Annotated in this window: 19 protein-coding genes; 14 read left to right on the plus strand and 5 right to left on the minus strand. The window is 37.9% G+C overall.

The genetic code is table 11. The features are described 5' to 3' along the window. The first annotated feature begins 216 nt into the window (after positions 1-216). The 4 genes from ACFW35_RS03580 to ACFW35_RS03595 all read left to right on the plus strand — a co-directional run bounded on the left by ACFW35_RS03580 (position 217) and on the right by ACFW35_RS03595 (position 3,301). Complete coding sequence (locus tag ACFW35_RS03580) at positions 217-945, plus strand: amino acid ABC transporter ATP-binding protein (protein WP_379843835.1); 729 nt, start codon at positions 217-219, stop codon at positions 943-945. A 74-nt stretch (positions 946-1,019) separates the two neighbouring features. After that, positions 1,020-1,775, plus strand: a complete 756-nt coding sequence (locus ACFW35_RS03585; RefSeq protein ID WP_379847371.1) for a glutamate ABC transporter substrate-binding protein — start codon at positions 1,020-1,022, stop codon at positions 1,773-1,775. A 212-nt stretch (positions 1,776-1,987) separates the two neighbouring features. Then, complete coding sequence (locus ACFW35_RS03590) at positions 1,988-2,626, plus strand: amino acid ABC transporter permease (RefSeq protein WP_379843837.1); 639 nt, start codon at positions 1,988-1,990, stop codon at positions 2,624-2,626. Between the two features lie 15 nt (positions 2,627-2,641). Next, a complete protein-coding gene (locus tag ACFW35_RS03595; protein WP_379843838.1) occupies positions 2,642-3,301 on the plus strand; it encodes an amino acid ABC transporter permease in 660 nt (219 codons plus the stop codon). A gap of 282 nt (positions 3,302-3,583) precedes the next feature. On the opposite strand, the gene ACFW35_RS03600 is transcribed toward ACFW35_RS03595, so the two are convergent. Further along, positions 3,584-4,936: an amino acid permease gene (locus ACFW35_RS03600; RefSeq protein WP_379843840.1), complete on the minus strand. Its 1,353-nt coding sequence runs from the start codon at positions 4,934-4,936 to the stop codon at positions 3,584-3,586. Positions 4,937-5,812: 876 nt separating this feature from the next. On the opposite strand from ACFW35_RS03600, the gene ACFW35_RS03605 reads away from it, so the two are divergent. Both ACFW35_RS03605 and ACFW35_RS03610 read left to right on the plus strand, forming a co-directional pair. Next, positions 5,813-6,598: a hypothetical protein gene (locus ACFW35_RS03605; protein ID WP_379843841.1), complete on the plus strand. Its 786-nt coding sequence runs from the start codon at positions 5,813-5,815 to the stop codon at positions 6,596-6,598. Between the two features lie 110 nt (positions 6,599-6,708). Continuing rightward, on the plus strand, positions 6,709-7,770 hold the full coding sequence (locus ACFW35_RS03610; protein ID WP_379843843.1) for a M42 family metallopeptidase: 1,062 nt from the start codon (positions 6,709-6,711) through the stop codon (positions 7,768-7,770). Positions 7,771-7,819: 49 nt separating this feature from the next. On the opposite strand, the gene ACFW35_RS03615 is transcribed toward ACFW35_RS03610, so the two are convergent. Next, positions 7,820-8,026, minus strand: a complete 207-nt coding sequence (locus ACFW35_RS03615) for a CsbD family protein (protein ID WP_066292496.1) — start codon at positions 8,024-8,026, stop codon at positions 7,820-7,822. An 18-nt stretch (positions 8,027-8,044) separates the two neighbouring features. Further along, a complete protein-coding gene (locus ACFW35_RS03620; protein ID WP_379843844.1) occupies positions 8,045-8,575 on the minus strand; it encodes a general stress protein in 531 nt (176 codons plus the stop codon). A 256-nt stretch (positions 8,576-8,831) separates the two neighbouring features. On the opposite strand from ACFW35_RS03620, the gene ACFW35_RS03625 reads away from it, so the two are divergent. Next, on the plus strand, positions 8,832-10,058 hold the full coding sequence (locus tag ACFW35_RS03625) for an EAL and HDOD domain-containing protein (RefSeq protein WP_379843846.1): 1,227 nt from the start codon (positions 8,832-8,834) through the stop codon (positions 10,056-10,058). A gap of 40 nt (positions 10,059-10,098) precedes the next feature. Here ACFW35_RS03625 and ACFW35_RS03630 read toward each other — a convergent pair whose 3' ends face one another. Further along, on the minus strand, positions 10,099-10,971 hold the full coding sequence (locus tag ACFW35_RS03630) for an esterase/lipase family protein (protein ID WP_379843848.1): 873 nt from the start codon (positions 10,969-10,971) through the stop codon (positions 10,099-10,101). Between the two features lie 494 nt (positions 10,972-11,465). On the opposite strand from ACFW35_RS03630, the gene ACFW35_RS03635 reads away from it, so the two are divergent. Continuing rightward, the gene (locus ACFW35_RS03635) at positions 11,466-12,479 is read left to right on the plus strand and encodes an LLM class flavin-dependent oxidoreductase (RefSeq protein WP_379843849.1); all 1,014 of its coding nucleotides are present in this window, start codon (positions 11,466-11,468) and stop codon (positions 12,477-12,479) included. Between the two features lie 102 nt (positions 12,480-12,581). Next, positions 12,582-13,604, plus strand: coding sequence for an LLM class flavin-dependent oxidoreductase (locus ACFW35_RS03640; RefSeq protein WP_379843851.1), 1,023 nt, complete (start codon positions 12,582-12,584; stop codon positions 13,602-13,604). A gap of 53 nt (positions 13,605-13,657) precedes the next feature. On the opposite strand, the gene ACFW35_RS03645 is transcribed toward ACFW35_RS03640, so the two are convergent. After that, positions 13,658-14,068 carry a VOC family protein gene (locus tag ACFW35_RS03645; RefSeq protein WP_379843852.1) on the minus strand — a complete coding sequence of 137 codons (411 nt, stop codon included), beginning with the start codon at positions 14,066-14,068 and terminating at the stop codon, positions 13,658-13,660. 179 nt (positions 14,069-14,247) lie between these two features. Between ACFW35_RS03645 and ACFW35_RS03650 the strand changes: the two genes are divergently transcribed. From ACFW35_RS03650 to ACFW35_RS03670, 5 genes are all read left to right on the plus strand, one after another. Next, complete coding sequence (locus ACFW35_RS03650) at positions 14,248-14,757, plus strand: DinB family protein (RefSeq protein ID WP_379843854.1); 510 nt, start codon at positions 14,248-14,250, stop codon at positions 14,755-14,757. Between the two features lie 142 nt (positions 14,758-14,899). Continuing rightward, on the plus strand, positions 14,900-16,087 hold the full coding sequence (locus ACFW35_RS03655) for a hypothetical protein (protein ID WP_379843855.1): 1,188 nt from the start codon (positions 14,900-14,902) through the stop codon (positions 16,085-16,087). A 158-nt stretch (positions 16,088-16,245) separates the two neighbouring features. Then, on the plus strand, positions 16,246-16,998 hold the full coding sequence (locus ACFW35_RS03660) for a hypothetical protein (protein WP_379843857.1): 753 nt from the start codon (positions 16,246-16,248) through the stop codon (positions 16,996-16,998). A 24-nt stretch (positions 16,999-17,022) separates the two neighbouring features. Next, positions 17,023-17,964 carry an FTR1 family iron permease gene (locus tag ACFW35_RS03665; RefSeq protein WP_379843859.1) on the plus strand — a complete coding sequence of 314 codons (942 nt, stop codon included), beginning with the start codon at positions 17,023-17,025 and terminating at the stop codon, positions 17,962-17,964. Positions 17,965-18,039: 75 nt separating this feature from the next. Further along, entirely contained in the window at positions 18,040-19,488 is a 1,449-nt protein-coding gene (locus ACFW35_RS03670) for a hypothetical protein (RefSeq protein ID WP_379843860.1), read from the plus strand. The last annotated feature ends 76 nt before the right edge of the window (positions 19,489-19,564 follow it).

Here is a 19,564-nt window from a genome sequence, read left to right on the forward strand (position 1 = left end):
GTTCTTATGCAATACCTCGTTTTAATCACTGCAAATCGGTAGCTGAAAGATTAAGAATTAAAATAAAACATATAATTTTTTTAAAAAATTCAAAAATTCGGTTTAATATGATAAGTTTAAAGGGAATAGTATAAAAGTTTTTCCACTCACACTATTTAAGTATAGTCTCCATTTTCGGGAAAACTGAGAAAATAAGTATAAGAGGGGGGTATCTTGTTGATCTCGTTTCGTCAAGTGAACAAACATTTTGGCAATTTTCATGTACTGAAAAACATTAATCTCGAAGTAAAACAGGGAGAAGTCGTTGTAGTAGTTGGTCCTTCTGGATCGGGAAAAAGCACGATGCTTCGATGTATTAACAGACTCGAAACCATCACTGATGGAGAATTAACTGTTAATGACATAAAAGTAAACGATAAAAGCGCAGACATAAATAAGGTGCGCAAAGATATCGGTATGGTGTTTCAGCATTTCAACCTCTATCCGCATAAAACGGTGCTTCAAAACATTACTCTTGCACCAATGAAAGTATCAGGTATTTCAAAAAGTGAAGCAGAAGAAACGGCTAGGTATTACCTGAAAAAGGTTGGTATCCCTGAAAAGGCAGACGTTTACCCATCACAGTTATCAGGTGGCCAGCAGCAGCGTGTAGCAATTGCAAGAGGATTGGCAATGAAACCGAATATCATGTTGTTCGATGAGCCAACTTCTGCTTTGGATCCGGAAATGATCGGAGAAGTCCTTGATGTTATGAAATCGCTCGCGAATGATGGAATGACAATGGTAGTAGTAACACATGAGATGGGGTTTGCCAGGGAAGTAGCGAACCGTGTTATTTTTATGGATGAGGGTCAAATTGTAGAAGAGCAAGAACCTGAAGCTTTCTTTTCTAATCCACGAGAAGAAAGAGCTAAATTATTTCTTAGCCGTATTTTAAACCATTAAAAATAACCAAAAAATTGGGGGATAAAAAAATGAAGAAGAAAAAATGGTTAATGTTATGTCTCGCTATATCTCTTATGTTAGGTATTATGACTGGGTGTTCTTTTGAAAAGCCTGGAAAAAAAGAGGGAAGTACTATTGAGGAAATCAAAAAACGCGATAAATTAGTAGTGGGTGTAAAATACGATACGAATCTATTCGGTTATAAAGATCCAAAGACCGGTAATGTAGAAGGTTTTGACATTGATATTGCGAAACAGCTTGCAAAGAAAATATTGGGTGACGAAAACAAGATTGAATTAAAGGAAGTCACATCAAAAACCCGTGTCCAAATGCTTAAGAATGGAGACATCGATGCGATCATTGCGACAATGACAATTACAGAAGAACGCAAGAAAGAAGTGGAATTTACGGATGTTTATTTTGAAGCAGGACAGTCATTGCTTGTGAAAAAAGGAAGCGACATTAAAGGCATAGATGATGTTAAATCAGGTACAAAAGTATTGGCAGTAAAAGGTTCCACATCCGTTGACAATATTAAAGAAAAAGCACCTGAAGCAGAAGTACTTGAATTCGAAAACTATGCAGAGGCTTTTACAGCATTAAAGGCAGGTCAAGGGGATGCCCTTACTACCGATAATGCGATACTTTATGGCATGGCTGCACAAGATCCAGGCTTTGAAGTAGTAGGAGAGCCATTTACTGATGAGCCGTATGGAATTGCTGTAAATAAAGGGGATAAAGAATTCGCCGAGTATATTAACAAAGCCTTAAAAGAATTAAAGGATAGCGGAGAATACGATAAGATCAAAGATAAATGGATTAAAGAGTAACTGACTTGTCCACAACCGGACATGCTGACTGAAGGATGAGCCCCCTTTCCTCGCTCATCCTTTCATTTCACTATAAGAAAGTATAACTTGTTAAAAATGAGGATAATCAACGTAGTACCAGTTTATGTTCATAGTATATGTTCAACTAAGGCTGACGGATAAGGCTTGACGTCAGCCAAGTTTTCTTTATAAGTAAAGGAGGCTCTACAAGAGTGATTGATTTCTCCATACTAGCCGACCATATGGATAAGTATTTATTAGGTTTTGGAAACACGTTGAAGGCGAGTTTACTAGCTCTCTTTTTTAGTTTTGTGTTAGGAGTTATTGTTGCGGTCATGCGAATCTCTCCTTATAAACTGCTGAATTGGGTAGGGACTGTTTTTGTTGAATTTGTAAGAAACATCCCATTGTTGCTTATCGCATTTATCTTCTTTTATGGATTAAGGTTCAACGGGTTTCTTGCTGGAACATTTGCGCTCTCCATTTACACGGCTTCGTTTATTGCAGAAGCGATCAGAGCAGGGATCCAATCGGTAGACAAAGGTCAGACGGAAGCCGCACGTTCGTCAGGGCTAACCTATATACAAACTATGAGGTATATTATCCTCCCGCAAGCTATTAAAATAGTAATCCCGCCGCTAGGTAACCAATTTATCAATCTAGTGAAAAATTCATCTATCCTTGGGGTCATTGCCGGGCTTGATTTAATGTATTATGGGGATACCATAGCTGCTAAAACTTATGTTACATTTGATGTTTATATTTTTGTTGCTATGTTTTATTTAATTTTAACAATTCCACTAAGCTATTTCGTTAGGTACCTTGAATGGCGATTAGCAAAGAGTTACTAAAAGGGGGTAAGAAGAATGGACTATATGGATGCTTTTTCAACTCATAATCTTGCCTTTTTATTAGACGGTTTCCTCCTAACTCTTAAAGTGGCTTTTATATCGATCTTATTAAGTTTTGTGATAGGCAGTATCATTGGGATATTACGATATGCGAAAATTCCAGTATTGTCTAAAGTGTTAGGGATATATGTTGAAACGATCCGGAATCTTCCGCTGCTTTTAATCATATTCTTTACCTATTTTGCATTACCTGAAATAGGGTTTAAACTTACGATTACATTTGCTGTCATTGCTGCGCTTACTGTATTTGAATCCGCCATGCTTTCTGAAATCGTACGAAGTGGATTGAATTCTATTGAAAAAGGACAAATTGAAGCAGCAAGATCATCTGGTTTAACTTACACTCAAACGATGCGACATATTATTTTGCCGCAAGCATTGAAAAGAATGGTTCCTCCGATTGTGAGCCAATTTATTTCATTGTTAAAAGATACGTCACTCGCTGTGGTAGTTGCTTTGCCGGAACTGATGCACAATGCACAGATCGTTTACGGGAAAAATGTAAACTACATCATTCCTACATTGCTTATGGTGGCAATTATGTATTTTACAGTGAACTTTACTCTTTCGTTAGTAGCAAGACGCCTCGAGAAGCGAGATGCGTTTGCGTCTTAACATTTTCACTGTTCTTAAGTTACCTGACTCGCTGGTTATATTAAGAGAACTATAATTATAAAAACAAATTTGCTAGAAGATAATTTGTTTTCTAGCTATCAATATTCAGGGGAAAAAATAAGAAATAGCTATCCTCTGGGGTAGCTATTTCTTTTTATCAAGGCTAGTTATCTTACTTGATATGTTTATCAGATTGTGAAATAACATTTTTATATCTGTATCATCCTGATAACATGCTTTTTTTCACAATAGATAAAGGGATCAATTATTCTGCCTGAACCTCTATTTTTCAGATTTTCCACTTAGGTCTTTACTCAAGAAAGCAAGTACAGTAAGAATCACCAAAATTACAAGACAAACACTAGAACCAATCATATTATTTTTATTAAACAAGAAAAAGATAAAAATAATGGACAATGATACAACTGCTAATATAGTAGTGTATGGGAATCCTCTCACTTGAAAGAAAGGTTTCTCCCTATAATGACGTCGAAGCTTCAATTGTGAAAGACAGATTGCTGTCCAGATTAATAGGATTGTAAAACCTGGGATGGTCATCATATAGCTTATGATCTGTTCAGGTGTCATATAAGCTAAGAACACACCAATTAAAATGCAGATAGATGTAATGATAATACCATTGATCGGGATCCCATTTTTGGATACCTTTAATAGCTTTTTCGGAGCTTCACCGTTTTGAGCCATCGAATAAAGTGTTCTAGAAGTTGCATAGATCCCAGAGTTCGCAGCTGATAAAACAGCTGTTAAAAGAACAAAATTCATTATATGCCCTGCCCCCGGCAGTCCTGTAATACTGAAAACCTGTACAAAAGGACTCTCTGCACCAGTTACTTCATTCCAAGGCATTAAGCCACAAATAATTAGAATAGGGAAAATGTAGAAAATGATTACTCTTGCGACTGTACCTTTAATCACTTTCGGCAACACTTTTTGGGCATCTTTTGTTTCTGTTACTGCTACGCCGATTAGTTCTGCGCCTCCATATGAAAACATGACGATTAAGAATGCGCCAAACATTCCTCCGATGCCATTAGGAAAGAAACCGCCATGCGCTGTATAATTGTACCAGGGATCTTCAATGGGGCTTGAAATCAAGCCGAACAAGATACAACCCCCAAGAATAATAAAAGCCGTTAATGCGACGATTTTTATTCCTGCAAACCAAAATTCAATCTCACCGTAATACTTCACTTGAAATAAATTAATTCCAATGATAAATATTGCGCAAATTAAGCTTAACAGCCATAACGAAACGGAGGAGAACCAAAACTGAAGAAAGCTTCCTGCGGCTAATATTTCCACAATAGTCACGATCGCCCAGTTTATCCAATAAAGCCAGCCAACAATAAACGATACCCGATATCCAAATGCTTTATAAACGAGATTCTGAACATTCAAGTTTGGATAAGCAATGGCCATTTCAGCTAGTGCTGTCATGACAATAAATAATATCAGACCGCCTAATAAATAAGCTAATGCAACACTAGGTCCTGCCATACTTAAGGTATCTGAACTTCCTTTAAATATACCTGTTCCAATCATGCCCGCTAAGGCAATAAATTGAACATGACGTGGTAATAAACCTTTCTTTAAATCTCGGTGACTTTTTCCCATGCTGTTCCTGCCTTTCTTTAACGATGTTAACCATAAACGCTTTAAATTCTTAAAGTTATATTATACAGATTTTTAGAAAATACGCCATTTGTATATATATCCAGCGTAAGAAATTTGTTGTTTCAAATGATGTTAAAGATAAAAATGTATTGTTATATACTTCGAATAGGTTTAGAAAAAATCTATAATATAGTGTTACTCGACGAAGTAGGATTATAACTTCGAATTGGTTGCGAAAAGATGAAAATAGATAACAGAAAGTTTTCTGTAAACCGGTTCTCATTTATTAAAAAACGGAAGTTAACTTTATATTAGAAGAGCAACACGAACCTGAGGGAGTTAGGGGATTTTTTTTAAACAGATTAAGGTAATAAAATAATGCTTTTCCAAGTTCTTAAAGGGCTTATCACTGTATCATTTACTAACTTTTGGCAAGTATTTGGTTTAGTATCATTTTCTGGTGACTATATGTTTTACAAAACACGAAAATTGATAGATTTCTAAAGTCAATGATTAAATTTTTGGCAAAGTTATGTGTTAATTTACGGCAGAAATATAATTTAAGTACATTTTGTTGTGTTTTGACAAAAAGCATAAAATTTCCGTTTGAAAACTTTATGCTTTATTTTTTTTGGAATTTTTATGTTTTATTCCGTTCAACAAACAGGTCCAGATTGTGGAGCCTTCCCATTTCTTCTTTTCAATCTTTAAATACATAAAAATGGATTTAGGTGAACTTTAAGCTGTTTCTAATAAAAAATGTTGATTTTTTTCTCTGGAAACAAGAAATATAGACAAGTAACTATGCCTTTTAACGCGGTGCTACATATAATACATGGACAAGAGATGTCAATAATATTTTCAGGAGGAAATTTTTTGAGTTGCAAAAAAAATACACTCTCGGCTCGAGAGGTAGCACAGTTTTTATGTAAGCGTGTCATAGCCAACGAAGGGTTTGATGACATTGAAATAGAGGGTAAGCTTGTCTGTGTTGGAAGAGATTTTATCGCGATCAAAACAGACGACAGAGAAGTATTCTATTTGCCGTTAAACAATGTTAGAAACATTTCAGTTGTATCTGACAAAAGCTGCTGTCACAACGATCGTAAAAAAGTATGTAATGATACTTTCCGTGGTATTTTAAGGAAGTTAATCAATTGCAAAGTAAAGGTTAACGATGGTGGGGATGAAGAAATTGAAGGCGTTCTTACAGCTGTTAACCGCACATCTATTCAAATAGTTGAGGAAGAAAGCTTAAATATTGTGACAATCCCGATTGGCTCCATCAACTTTATTGCTCAAGCTGGCGAACTTGGCGACCACGAAAGCAGCAATTGCAGAATTTTATGCTGTAAAAAAGAGGATCCTTGCGGGAAGAAGAAAGATGATAAAAAGAAACACGATTGCAAAAAAGAATCTTCTTCTTCTTCTTCTTCTTCTTCTTCTTCTTCTTCTTCTAAATGTAAAAAGAAAGAATCCTCTTCTAGCTCAGTCGAGTTTTGGTGTAAAAAAGAATCTTCATCCTCAAGTTCATCTTCTAGTTCATCCTCTCTTTGGTGCAAAGAAGTATCCTCTTCTTCAAGCCATGATCATTGGAAGAAAAAACACCACAAGAAAAGAAATTGTGCAGATTTAGAATCTAGAGGCTGGTTTAAACTTTAATAGATGTATGCCCTGTTTTTCGTAAACAGGGTATTCTTTTACATATCTTTTTATATAAGTAATATTTCACAAAATTTTTCCCATCCTATACCTATAGGACGGTGATTAAGGTGGACTTATTAAAAGAGTTAACAGAAACGAATGGAGCACCAGGTTTTGAAAAAGCAATAAGAGCGATTATGAAACGTGAGATTGAAAAAACGGGAGCCAATCTGGTTACTGATAACTTAGGCAGCGTTTTTGGAGAGAAAAAGGGATTTGCGAGTGATGGTCCAAAAATTCTTCTTGCTGGGCACATGGATGAAGTCGGGTTCATGGTAAGCGAGATTACGGAGAATGGCTACCTTCGCTTCGTTCCACTAGGGGGCTGGTGGTCTCAAGTTCTGCTTGCACAGCGCGTGCATGTACAGACGAAAGAAAAAACATTCACAGGGGTCGTTGGTTCAAAGGCCCCTCATATTCTTCAGCCAGAGGAACGAAATAAAGTTTATCCGATGAAAGAAATGTTTATTGATATTGGGGCGAATGATAAAGATCAAGTAAAAGAGTGGGGAATTAAAGTGGGTGATCCTATTCTTCCTATTTGTCCATTTGAGCTGATGCCCAATAATGACACGATTCTTGCAAAAGCTCTAGATAATCGAGCAGGATGCTATACCGCACTGACCGTACTTAAACAGCTTCAAGAAGCAGAACATCCAAACACCGTATATAGCGGTGCAACGGTACAAGAAGAAGTTGGCTTAAGAGGAGCAATTACAGCACCTTATATTATGGAACCAGATGTTGCCATTGCACTTGATGTAGGGGTGGCTGAGGATGGGCCAGGGGGCAATGCTAATAAAGCAAAGCTAGGAAAAGGTCCGCTGATTACGTTCCTGGATTCATCCATGATTCCGCACACCGCTTTTCGTGATCTTATTATTGAGGTTGCGGAGAAAAATAATATTCCGTATCAAGTAGATGTTATGCTTGGCGGAGGTACAGACGCTGGTAAATTCCATCTGTTTAAAAAAGGTATTCCAAGTATCGTAGTAGGTGTTGCTGCCCGTTACATACACAGCCATACTTCGATGATCAGTAAAAATGATTTGGAAAACAGCGCAAAACTCGTAGTAGAACTTGTTAAGGTACTAGATAAAAATAAACTCAATTCACTGTTGGATTATTAACAGCAAAAAACCCCGCCAGATAAATATCTGACGGGGTTTGTCCTATCTTTTAATACTGTCCGAATCTGCGGTGCCAGTCATCGTACTCACGTTCGGCATCTTCTCTTGTTTTTCCGTGTCTTTCCTGAATCTTTCCGATCATTTTCTCACGATCGCCCTGCGCTTGATCGTAATCGTCATCGGTTAAATTTCCCCACTGTTTCTTAGCTTCGCCTTTGAGTTGTTTCCACTTGCCTTCCATTGTATCGTTTTTCATCTTTAATCATCCTCCATTCTAATATTTATTGGAATAAGAATCTTCATAACGATGAGCATTTGTAGAACGATACGTACGGAATGTATCGTTTACTTGTCTGTGACGATCAACTTCACTGGCATCAACAAGTACGAGAATATCACCGCCCTCAACGGCTTCTTCATATTCTTTCGCTTCTTTCTCAGGAATACCTAAGCCGACAAGAGCTCCTACGATTCCTCCAGCACCTGCACCAACAGCAGCACCGCCTAGAGCAGCTGCGATTGGTCCAGCAGCTACAATCGGTCCGATTCCAGGAATAGCAAGTGCTCCTGCTCCAAGAAGCAATCCGCCTAAGCCACCCAGAACTCCGCCGGTAGCCATTCCAGTTGCAGCCCCTTGTGGAGCCTTAGTGCCTGTTTCTTCATGAATTTGTTTAACTTCCTTTTTATCCTTTGCAATTACTGAGATGTCATCTTCATTGTAACCTTGTGCTCTTAATTCCTTGATTGCATCAATTGCATCATCTTCTGAACGGAAAACGCCTACTACTTTATTATGCTTATCCATTGACTTCCTCCTTTGTGAGATGATTACTACGTAGGTTTTGTTCCCAAAGACGGATGAAATGAAACGTTTTATTACTTTTTTGAGTCGAAGTTACCATAAATTCTTACATCAAATGTAAATTATAATGACGAAATGGTTATTTTTAACATTTTAATGCGTATTGTTTTTATTTACATTTTATGGTTTGATGTCTATATTAAGGTAATTATTAATAACTTAACTCTTAGACAATAAATAGTGAATTGGTGATTGAGAAATGGATATTTTTATTGGCAGACAGCCTATTTTAGATAGAGATGAGAATGTTGTTGCTTACGAACTTTTATATCGAAACAGTACAGCGAACCGGTATGAGGGATTGGATCATGACAGGGCCACAGTTGATGTTATGGTTAACAGCTTTGCTGGAATCGGAATAAAGGAAGTCGGGGATCGCAAAAAGTGTTTTATTAATTTTACAGAGAACCTTTTATTAAATCGGGTACCTACTTATATTTCACCAGAGTATATTGTGGTGGAAATCTTAGAAACTGTAAATCTTACTCAAGAAATATTAAATGTGTGTAAAGAGCTGAAAAGCAAAGGATATATCATTGCATTAGATGATGTAGCTTTTAAAAGGAATCTTTCACCGCTTCTTCCGTACATTGATATCATTAAGATTGATTATTTAGCAATGAGCCGGGAAGATATTAAAGATATGGTTGAGACATATAAACATAAAGTAACTTTCCTTGCCGAGAAGATTGAAAGCAGAGAAGAGTATGAAGAAGCTAAAGCTATGGGATTTGAGTACTTTCAAGGATATTTCTTCAGTAAGCCCATCATTCTCCAAGGGAAAAATATTGATCCAATCCCAACAAATTATTTGCAGCTGTTGGATAAATTGAGCTCTTCCGACCCGGATATTGATGAAATCAGCAACATCATTCAGCAAGATTTATCCCTGTCTTACAAGCTGTTAAAAGTAATGAATTCAGGAACGTTTTTCTTTAAAAGTAAAGTAACCTCCATTAAGCAGGCTGTTGTGCTGCTGGGGCTTTTTGAGATAAAAAAATTGATAATGATCCTAATGATGTCCAGCATGAAAAAAGCAGACAATCAGACAGAACTATTAAAAATGAGCTTAACGAGAGCTTCTTTCTTTGAGCGCACTTCCCGTATTTTTGGATTAAATAAAAACCAGCTTTACATGTTTGGCATGTTTTCGCTGATAGACACGATCCTTAACAAAAATATGAAAGATATCATTGAAGATCTGCCGATAACAAACGAGCTGGCTGATGCTTTAGTTGGTAACAATGAAAAGTATAATTTGGCTCTTTCAGCAGTAAAGTGTATTGAGCATGGAGAGTGGTACGAATTACAGATGCTATGCCGCGCACTTCAGACATCCGATGCTGAATTGCTGATGAATTATCAAGCAAGCTCTTTATCAGCAGATCAATTTGTTCATGCTCAAACGGAAAGTACAGTTCAATAAATTTCAAAAGGGACTCCCGTGACTGGTGGTCCCTTTTAGGTTACTTAAATATGCCGACTGCTTTTTGGGGATCTGCAGGTCCTTCATGATCGAGTGCATCGAAAACAAAATTAAAAGCAAGTGGATCTTGAGCAATATTCTGATGCTCAATTTGATCGTACGGATAATAATCCTGGATCGTTATATTCGTTACGTTCTCTGTCTCTCCTTTTAAAAAGGCTGAAGTGAAAGGAACAACAATTTCATCATTTCGTGTTGTGACCACTGTGTATGAGACATCACCAGGTGTTTCGTCGTCTTCATTCAGCTTCAGTAGAAAATCCGATCCAGCTGCTTGCTGCTGGCAAGCTGTGCAAGAGGCAAGATCTGCTCCTGTTGATGTGAGCTTTGTTAGCCCAGCAACACCTTCCGTTCCATGATTTGATGGAACAAGTCCAATCAAATCCTCTACTTTGTCAGCTCCATCTAGGTTCTTCAAATAATAACGCGGCATCATTCCGCCTTGACTATGTCCGACAATAGAAACTTTTTGAGCTCCTGTTAAGTTCAAAACGTTATCTATAAAAGTCTTAAGTTCGGCAGCTGAATCCTCAATAGGACCAGATGCAGGTACAGCGCCGGTATATCCGTAATTTAAGGAATAAACACAATATCCTTTTTCTTTTAACATAGGAGCTAGATTCACAAAGTTTCTTTCCATTGTTTCAAAAGTCCCCGGTACGAGGATAACTGGTTCGGGATGCTCGGCACTTGGCTTACAGGCAGCATCATTGGCACCAGGAGGCGGAAGTCCTTCTTCTGTCAGGAATCCACTGGCAGATGAGTCATTTGCTTTAGCTGTTGTTTGGCTGCCACTGATCGTCAGAACTGAAACGAGTATTACGGTAAAAATCATACTTAACCACTTTGACATTACATATCCCTCATTTCTATTTTTATTAAAGGCTGTTTGCGTAGACAATGTTGCTTGTTGAAGTTGTTGATTTCCTCTCCAGGATGCTCGCTTTCCGCGGGGCGTGCGGTGAGCCCCCTAGGCTAAACAGCCTGCAGGGGTCTCACCTGTCCCGCTGATCCCGCAGGACAAGGAAGGCTTCGGCAGCGATATATCGCACGAAGAAAATGTGATTTTACATTTTCGAGGAGTCTCGCACCTTGCGCTCCAATCAACTAGACAAAGAAGCATACTCAACAAAAAATGTTCAAATGCAACAATCTTTTAGATGACCCTAATAAAAAAGACAGCGCAAAATTCCCTCATACGGGATTTATGCGTGTCTCCAGGTTTCTGCATAATCTAATAATTAACTTAGATAACATTAAACTAGAGTGTGTAAGCGTTGTCAACGGTAAAAATATGGTTTTTGGCGTAAAATACTTGTTAACTAATGAAGGAAAGGAGGAGTTTTTATGAAGTTATCGATATTAGATCAATCACCAATTTCTTGCGGTCATACACCTCAACAAGCATTAAATGCCTCAATGGAATTGGCTAAAGCGGGAGAAAGACTTGGATATGAAAGGTATTGGATAGCTGAACATCATAACTTTTCTGGACTAACCTGTTCAGCTCCTGAAGTGATGCTAGGGTTTATAGGTGCCAACACAAAATCAATACGAATCGGTGCTGGTGCAGTTTTGCTGCCTCATTATAAACCATACAGAATTGCTGAAACGTATAACATGCTGGCTACTCTTTTTCCAGGGCGGATCGATCTTGGAATTGGACGAGCTCCAGGAGGATCTGCTGAAGCATCGATGGCTTTGTCAGATAACTATTTGGAACAAGTGCGAAAAATGCCCGAAGCTATTAAAGAACTTCTCCATTTTCTACATAATGACTATCCATCCGATCACATGTTTTCTAAGATTTCAGCATCTCCTGTTCCGAAAATATCGCCTGAACCTTGGATACTTGGTACAAGTGAAAAGAGTGCTATTTCAGCTGCTGAAAACGGTGTAGCGTACGCCTTTGGTCACTTTATGAGTGACAAGTCAGGACAACAAATATTAAAAACGTATCGGGAACACTTCAAACCTGGAAGGAATCAAAAAATTCCTAAATCGATCATTGCTGTTTCAGTTATTTGTGCAGATACAACTGAAAATGCTAAAGATTTAGCTCTGTCAGTACTTTTATGGAGAATCCAAAATGCTAATGGTGAAGGGGACAAGGGAGTACCATCCGTTGAAGCTGCAAAAAGTTATTATTCAATGGAAAAATGGTCGCAGATTATTAATGAATCAAGAGACAAGATGATAATTGGCACCCCTCATCAAGTAAAACAAGAACTTTTAAAACTGCAAAAACTTTATAACACCGATGAAATGATGGTTGTTACTATAACACATCGATATGAGGATAGAATTCGTTCTTATGAGCTGCTGGCAGAAGAAATGATGACTAAAAATAATCGAACGTAAGCATTATTTTTTATATCACAAACATATCTTGTTATACTATTAGCGATTATTAAAATATAGTAGCTAATTTTTCGTTGCTTTTTATATAAGGAGGACGCACATATGTCCAATGGCAAAAAGAGTATCAGTGATATTCCGTTTTCTGTTTTAGACTTGGCTCCGTTAGTCGAAGGTGGAACGGCGTCAGATTCTTTTAAAAATACGTTAGATCTTGCTCAGCATGCTGAGAAGTGGGGGTACAATCGTTATTGGCTCGCTGAACATCACAATATGCCAGGAATTGCTAGTTCCGCTACCTCGGTCGTAATCGGCTATGTGGCTGGGGGAACCTCAAAGATTCGTGTAGGATCGGGAGGAATTATGCTTCCTAATCATGCACCGCTCGTCATAGCTGAACAGTTTGGAACATTAGAGTCCATGTATCCTGGCCGGATTGATCTTGGACTTGGTCGTGCACCGGGAACAGACCAGCTGACAGCACATGCTTTGCGCCGTGAACTTAGCATGAGTGGCGATGAATTTCCGATGCAGCTGGATGAATTGCGTACTTATTTAAATCCGGAAATGGCAGATGGGAACATGAAGGTAAGAGCAATACCAGGAGAAGGACTTAAGATTCCAATCTGGCTTCTCGGTTCAAGTGGATTCAGTGCAAGACTTGCGGGGAGGCTTGGTCTTCCATTTGCATTTGCAAGTCATTTTTCACCGGAAAATACATTGCCTGCACTAGAGGTGTACAGAAATACATTCACTCCATCAGAAGTACTGGACGAACCATATGCGATGGTAGGAGCGAATATAGTAGCTGCGGATACGGATGAAGAAGCTAAGTGGCTTGCAACTTCACTGCAGCAGCAGTTTTTGAATTTAATCCAAGGTACTCCGACGCCTCTTAAACCGCCGGTTGAAAGTATGGAAGGTCTTTGGAGTCCATTTGAAAAAGCCACAATAGATAAGCAGCTGCGTACAACTTTTGTTGGAAATCCAGCAAGAGTAAAAGAAAAGCTACAATCGTTCCTTGATGAAACGCAGGCAGATGAAATCATAGTTAATGGCCAGATTTATGACCATCAAGCACGTCTTCGTTCGTTTGAATTATTATCAGGTGTTTTAAAGAAAAATTAAAAGAAAAGCGTACTCCGTAAATGTCTATGGCGTACGCTTTTTTGTGTTTTTATTTAAGCTTTCTGATAATTGAGATCCCATGAAATCCCAAAACGATCTTTTACTTTGGCATACTTTGCACCCCAAAATGTATCTTGAAGTTCCATTAATACTGATCCGTTTTGGCTTAATTTATCATAAAGACTTTGAATTTCTTCTTCACTCTCAGCCACTAGAACAAGTGAAATGTTATTGCCCTCTGTAATTTCATGGCCCGGAAAGCTGTCAGAGGCCATCAAGAAAAGATTTCCTTTTTTGAATTTTGCATGCATAACACGGTTATCTGCCTCTGGAGGAGTAGGAAAGTCAGCTTCTCCAAATGTTTGAATTTCTGTGATTTCTCCATTAAAAACGTCTTTGTAAAAATTCAAAGCGTCTTTTGCATTGCCGTTAAATGATAAATATGGAACAGCTTGATTTTTCACGAGAAACACTCCTCTTTTAATCTTAAGTCAAATTACATGTTCATCTTACTATAAGCTCTAATCAAGAACAAGAACATTTGTTCGAAAAATCTCTATTTTATGAAAGGAGATTAACTAATAGTTATAGAATTTATGAGTGGTTACTATTTTGCTTTTTTAGAATTATAGGAGGTCAGGAAATGGATAAAACGGTACAGCTGCAAAAGTTTAATGTCTGGGCAAATGATAAGGTGTTCGAGCATTTAAAAACTCTTCCATTAGAAATCTACCGTAAGGAAACTCATAGTGTATTTCCATCTGTTTCAGCAGTGCTTATACATATGTATCAAGTCGATTATGTTTGGCTAAAGGCAATAAAAGGAGAAGATTTTAATGATATTGTTGCAACGCTTGGACAGCTAACGGATGATTTACAGGCTGCAAGTTTGGATGAACTAGAATTTGAATTTAAAGAATTGAGCAGAAAATACGACTCTTTTATTTCGAGTCAAAAGGATATAACCTCACAAACAACGATTCGTCATCCTCATTTTGGAACACTTGAATCTAATTATGCTGATCTCATCCAGCATGTTGTAAATCACGGAACCTATCATCGCGGTCATATCTCAGCAATATTAAATCAGCTGGGACATAAAGGAGCCTCAATTGATTATATTTTTTATCTATACTCACTCCAGCATCAATAGAAAACCAAGTAGAGACCACCACACTAGGAGGTCTCTATTTTTATTTCTCAAATCATTCATTGACAATGAGAATCGTTCTCTATTATAATGACTTTGGCAAATGAAAATGATTATCATTACATATCACAGGGGGATATAAGAAATGTCAGTTAAATGGACTGCTTTAGCATTATCGCTTTCAACAGCACTAATTTTTGCAGGATGTTCAAATTCTGCAGATACAAATAAAGAGGAAACTAGCAAGAAAGAATCAACAGAAAAAAAAGTAGAGAACGAATCAGCTGAAAAAGAAGCAGCTTCTCCAGAGGCGTCTGTACAAGCATACAAAGATGCTGTTGCTGAACTTGAAAAAGCAAAAGAAGGCAAAGAAGTAGATTTCGATAAAGTAACAAAAATTTATGAAGAACAGCTTCAAGAACTTGTAAAACAGCGTGATGCTGAGTTTGATGAGCAGATCGATCCTGCGATTACAACTGCATTAGCTGCTGGAAAGAACAAAGAGATGGACGCAGTTATTGTTAAACAATTGTTTGATAAATTGATGCAAAAGGAATTCTTCCAAACGATGCGCCATGAGTTCGCTGAAATTGACGAGCACTGGGGCGACAAAGAAGAAGTAATGGAAGAATATGAGGAAGCTCAAGCTTTTTATACCGCTGTACAAGGAACAGTTCAAAAGCGTGACGCTGCATACGGAACAAAAATGGAAGACGCGATTGCAGGCGGCTTCAGTGAAATGAAAGCTGCGATTGAAAAAGAAGATAAACTTGCATTTGGATTAGGCAAGCAAGTTGTTGATAAAACGTTAATGAAAACATTCTATTTAGCTGCTGGAGCGAAACCGCATGGTTATGCGACAAAGCTATCTGAAGCTGCTAAAACAGATGCAGAAGAAGCAAAAGTGGAACAAGCTGAAGGATGGGCATTCTATCAATCTGTATACCCATACTTGAAAAAGAATGCTCCAGAAGACGCTGACGATATTTTAAAGCAATTCGATCTTGAAACAGATGTGAAATCAGTAGATCCTGAAGTTGTTAACAAAGCATTCGTTCGCGGTTTTGCGAAGATTGCACTTCATGAATATGAAGAAAGCACGGAGAACTTTGGTAAAGAAAAAGGTCCTATTTATGCAATTGAAGGTGCGCTTTTCATCAACATGATCGAAAGTGATCTAAAAGAAATTTTAGGTGAAAGAGAAGCAGCTGATCTTGCTGCTGCAGCTCAAAGCTACTTAGAAGCAGCAAAAGCAAATAATAAAGAAGAAGCAGATAAAATTCTTCCGAAACTAGAAGAAACACTTAATAAAGTAGTAGAACAAGCAAAATAAGTTTAACGAATGAACCTTATCCTTTGGGACGAGGTTCTTTTTGTTTTATGAATTTTTTGTGTTTTTTAAGTCAAGATTAAACATGAAGGCGAAGTTCGTATTGACAACGACACTGATAATCATTATCATTATCAATGGGTAAGGAGGAATTTATACTGATGAAGAAGATCATAACCATAATGACACTAACACTGTTAACATTCTTTTCGTTACATAACACAGCTAACGCCTATTCTTACGGTGATCCGAATGAAGAAAAGATCGCTGAAGCTTATAAGAAGATGGTGGTTCAGCTTGATAAAAACCCTCCTAACTTTACCGAGACTGAAAAGATTTATGACACCGTAAAAGAAGAAATTGACCAGCATATGGGTCCAGAACCTTCTAAACTGATCAAGGAAAATCTTGAGAAGGAAGAAAAAGAAGAACTGATCGAAAATATGCAAAAGATATTAGCATTAAATATTGACCGCCGTTTATCTGGCGTAGATAAGAATTTTGAAGACTATGAAACAAGTAAGCGTTTGCTTGCAAAGGGTCATGCCACATACCAAGCCTTATCTCCGGTCATAGCTGAAAAAGATCCAGAAATGGATAAGCAGATTAAAGCAGAGTTTGATAAAGCATTAGAAGCTTTAGGAAATCCGGGACTTTTTGGTGTCGGCAAAAAAGCAGCAGACAAAGAAGCTTTTAAACAAAGCAAAAAGATCATTATTGATGATCTGCAAAAAGAGTTTCAAACACAAAACTTTGAATTGGGCCATTTCAACGTTGATCAAGAGGAAGAGAGCACAGCTTCTGAAAAAACGGAATGGACCGATCTTTCAAACATAAAAAACTGGCTGCCGCTTATCGTTATTATCGCGATTATTGCCGGAGTAGTCATTTACGTTATTAGAAAAAGAAGATAGATAAGGTATAGGGGAGGGAACGAAGTGCAGTTACAAGCTTTTCTTATTACGTTTCGTGAAGTGTTGGAAGCATTGCTAATAGTAGGAATCATTACGACATATTTAAAACGTACGGATAACAAAAAATTTGTTAAGTTTGTCTGGCTTGGTGCCGGAATGGCAGTTGCAGCAAGTTACCTGGTAGCTTTATTGTTTCAGGTTGTTTTCACAGGCTTCTCAGCTATGGGAACTGAAATGTACTTGAAGATCTCAATCATCTTTATCTCTTCACTTCTATTAACGCAAATGGTGTTCTGGATGGCAGAACACAGCAAGAACATTAAATCGAACGTTGAAGGTAAAATCAGCAAATATATCTCAACAGGAAGCATCATCGGAATGATTATCCACTCTTTCCTTGTCGTTATGAGAGAGGGAATCGAAACAGTATTTTTCTTTGCAGCGATTACTGGCGGAAACATTGGAGCTGCATTAACAGGATGGGGGGCAATTTCCGGATTGCTCGCAGCCTCTGTTGTAAGCTACTTGTTCTTTAAGGGAACAATGCGTATTTCACTTAAAGCATTCTTTAGAACAACTGGAGCGTTTATCGTTCTTATCGCAGCTGGTTTAATGGTTCAAGGTGTATCGATGATGCAGGACTTGAAGATCTTAGGAAGCGTTGTTCCGCATCTTTATGATATCACTTGGTTCCTGCCAGAGCATCCAATCGATTATGCACATTACCTGCGTGATCATGGAGTAGCACCGCTTCTTTCAGGGGATATCGGAATCTTCCTGAAAGCATTCTTAGGCTACTCATCAATGCCGTCTATTGAAGAAGTTCTCGTTTACCTTGGTTATTTTGCTGTAATCTACATGCTGATCTTTTTAAAGAAACCAGCTCGGAAAATAGAAAAAGTGGAAAAGCCGAAACAAAGTCAAAAACAACCGTGGAAGCAAACAGTCGCTTCAGCTAATGAATAAAAAGTACAAGGCGGATGCCTTGTGCTTTTTCTTTACATAGGAATAAAAGGAGAAAATCGGAGAAAGGGAAAGAGAATGTTTAATACAAAAAAACTTTTATCAGCAACTGTCATAATATTAATCTTCTATACCTTTTTCATTCGGTTTATGTATAGCGTTTCGTTTCCGAGCACTTGGGATCAGGTGGATTTTGTATTAGCGCTGGACCGTTATGATTTACTAGCCATGCAGCCGCATTTTCCTGGCTATCCGATTTTCATTTTTGGAGGGATGGTCTTTCATTTATTCTTAGATAACCCCTCATTATCGCTATCTGTTTTTAATGGCATTATAACGGTTTCAGCTGCGGTACCGATGTATTTATTAGCTAGAAAGTATGTTGATCGGGTCTCAGCTCTTATAGTTACACTTGTTCTTCAGTCCAGTGTTTATTTCATGATACTTGTCAGCCAGCCGATGTCTGAAGGTTCTGCTATTGGGGTCTTATGGTGGTTCCTTTGGAGCGTAAATATAGGTCTTCACAATAATGAAATTCGTTATCAGCTTTTGCCCTTAGTCCTATTTTCAATCCTGATGGGAATCAGGCTGTCGTATCTTCCCTTTGGAGTTGGGCTGCTTTTCTTATGGTGGTTTGATTATAAAAGAAACAGAGATTCAATACGTTTAACGGGCTTTATTTTCTTAGCTGTTTTATTTCAGATGATTTGGCTTGTTGCTCTCATCATGACGGAAGGGAGCTTGACCGGGTTTATTAAACTCTCCATGGCTTTCGTTTCGGGTCATTTCACATCTTGGGGAGGAACAGTAGTTGACACTCAAGAGCCTTTTTTTACGAGGCTGTACGAGCTTGTCATTAATAATATCATTTACGTAGGAATGTTTGCGAAGTCAACAATTCTTCTTATAGGTTTTGCGGGTATCTCTATTATTGCATTGCTGAAAAATAAAACAAAAGATGCAGGCGTCTTCCTAAGAAAACACTATGTGATGCTGACGCTTCTATTGATTTATTTTTTATGGAATCTGTTTGCACAAAATGTAGAGAAACCAAGACATTCTTACCCGATAACACTTATGCTTCTTTTCTTATGGCTCGTGTCAATTGCAAGGAAACACACACTTTTAAAGTGGGCGTGTATGAGTCTTGCTGTTATGCAGCTAGTCATCGGTATCCCGATCCTAAAAGAACAGACGGAAAAAATTCCGGCTGTCTACCAGACTGCAAACTATCTCGCTCAAAAAGATGAAGAGACCGTTGTATACACGTGGGAAGAAACCCGTGTCTTTCAGTACTTGGATGTTCCATTTGAACATAAGCGGTTTTACACGTATGATTTGTTCTTACTGGACAAGAAGTACAATGAAAATAAGAAGATATATGTTACGAATCATCTAATTGAAGGATTTAAGGAACAAGGGATAGATGTATCAGATCATCTTGAGGAAGTTAAAACGTTTAGATCAAATGAACTCTTTGATCCGGTGTATGATGAAATTACATTATATCGGTGGAAAGATAAATAAGGTTTTTTTAAAAGGTTTTGTCGGATTGTTTTGTAAAGTGCATCGTTGAAAGTTGATTGGAGCGCAAGGTGCGAGA

This window comes from Fictibacillus sp. NPDC058756, from assembly GCF_042746035.1.
GTDB lineage: Bacteria > Bacillota > Bacilli > Bacillales > Fictibacillaceae > Fictibacillus.

Excerpts from the sequence above, each read along its gene's own strand:
- ACFW35_RS03625 (WP_379843846.1), top strand. The coding sequence starts at position 8,832 with ATGGATATTTTTATTGGCAGACAGCCTATTTTAGATAGAGATGAGAAT.
- ACFW35_RS03600 (WP_379843840.1), bottom strand. The coding sequence starts at position 4,936 with ATGGGAAAAAGTCACCGAGATTTAAAGAAAGGTTTATTACCACGTCAT.
- ACFW35_RS03650 (WP_379843854.1), top strand. The coding sequence starts at position 14,248 with ATGGATAAAACGGTACAGCTGCAAAAGTTTAATGTCTGGGCAAATGAT.
- ACFW35_RS03595 (WP_379843838.1), top strand. The coding sequence starts at position 2,642 with ATGGACTATATGGATGCTTTTTCAACTCATAATCTTGCCTTTTTATTA.
- ACFW35_RS03655 (WP_379843855.1), top strand. The coding sequence starts at position 14,900 with ATGTCAGTTAAATGGACTGCTTTAGCATTATCGCTTTCAACAGCACTA.
- ACFW35_RS03640 (WP_379843851.1), top strand. The coding sequence starts at position 12,582 with ATGTCCAATGGCAAAAAGAGTATCAGTGATATTCCGTTTTCTGTTTTA.
- ACFW35_RS03615 (WP_066292496.1), bottom strand. The coding sequence starts at position 8,026 with ATGAAAAACGATACAATGGAAGGCAAGTGGAAACAACTCAAAGGCGAA.
- ACFW35_RS03670 (WP_379843860.1), top strand. The coding sequence starts at position 18,040 with ATGTTTAATACAAAAAAACTTTTATCAGCAACTGTCATAATATTAATC.
- ACFW35_RS03620 (WP_379843844.1), bottom strand. The coding sequence starts at position 8,575 with ATGGATAAGCATAATAAAGTAGTAGGCGTTTTCCGTTCAGAAGATGAT.
- ACFW35_RS03630 (WP_379843848.1), bottom strand. The coding sequence starts at position 10,971 with ATGTCAAAGTGGTTAAGTATGATTTTTACCGTAATACTCGTTTCAGTT.
- ACFW35_RS03660 (WP_379843857.1), top strand. The coding sequence starts at position 16,246 with ATGAAGAAGATCATAACCATAATGACACTAACACTGTTAACATTCTTT.
- ACFW35_RS03585 (WP_379847371.1), top strand. The coding sequence starts at position 1,020 with ATGTTAGGTATTATGACTGGGTGTTCTTTTGAAAAGCCTGGAAAAAAA.
- ACFW35_RS03635 (WP_379843849.1), top strand. The coding sequence starts at position 11,466 with ATGAAGTTATCGATATTAGATCAATCACCAATTTCTTGCGGTCATACA.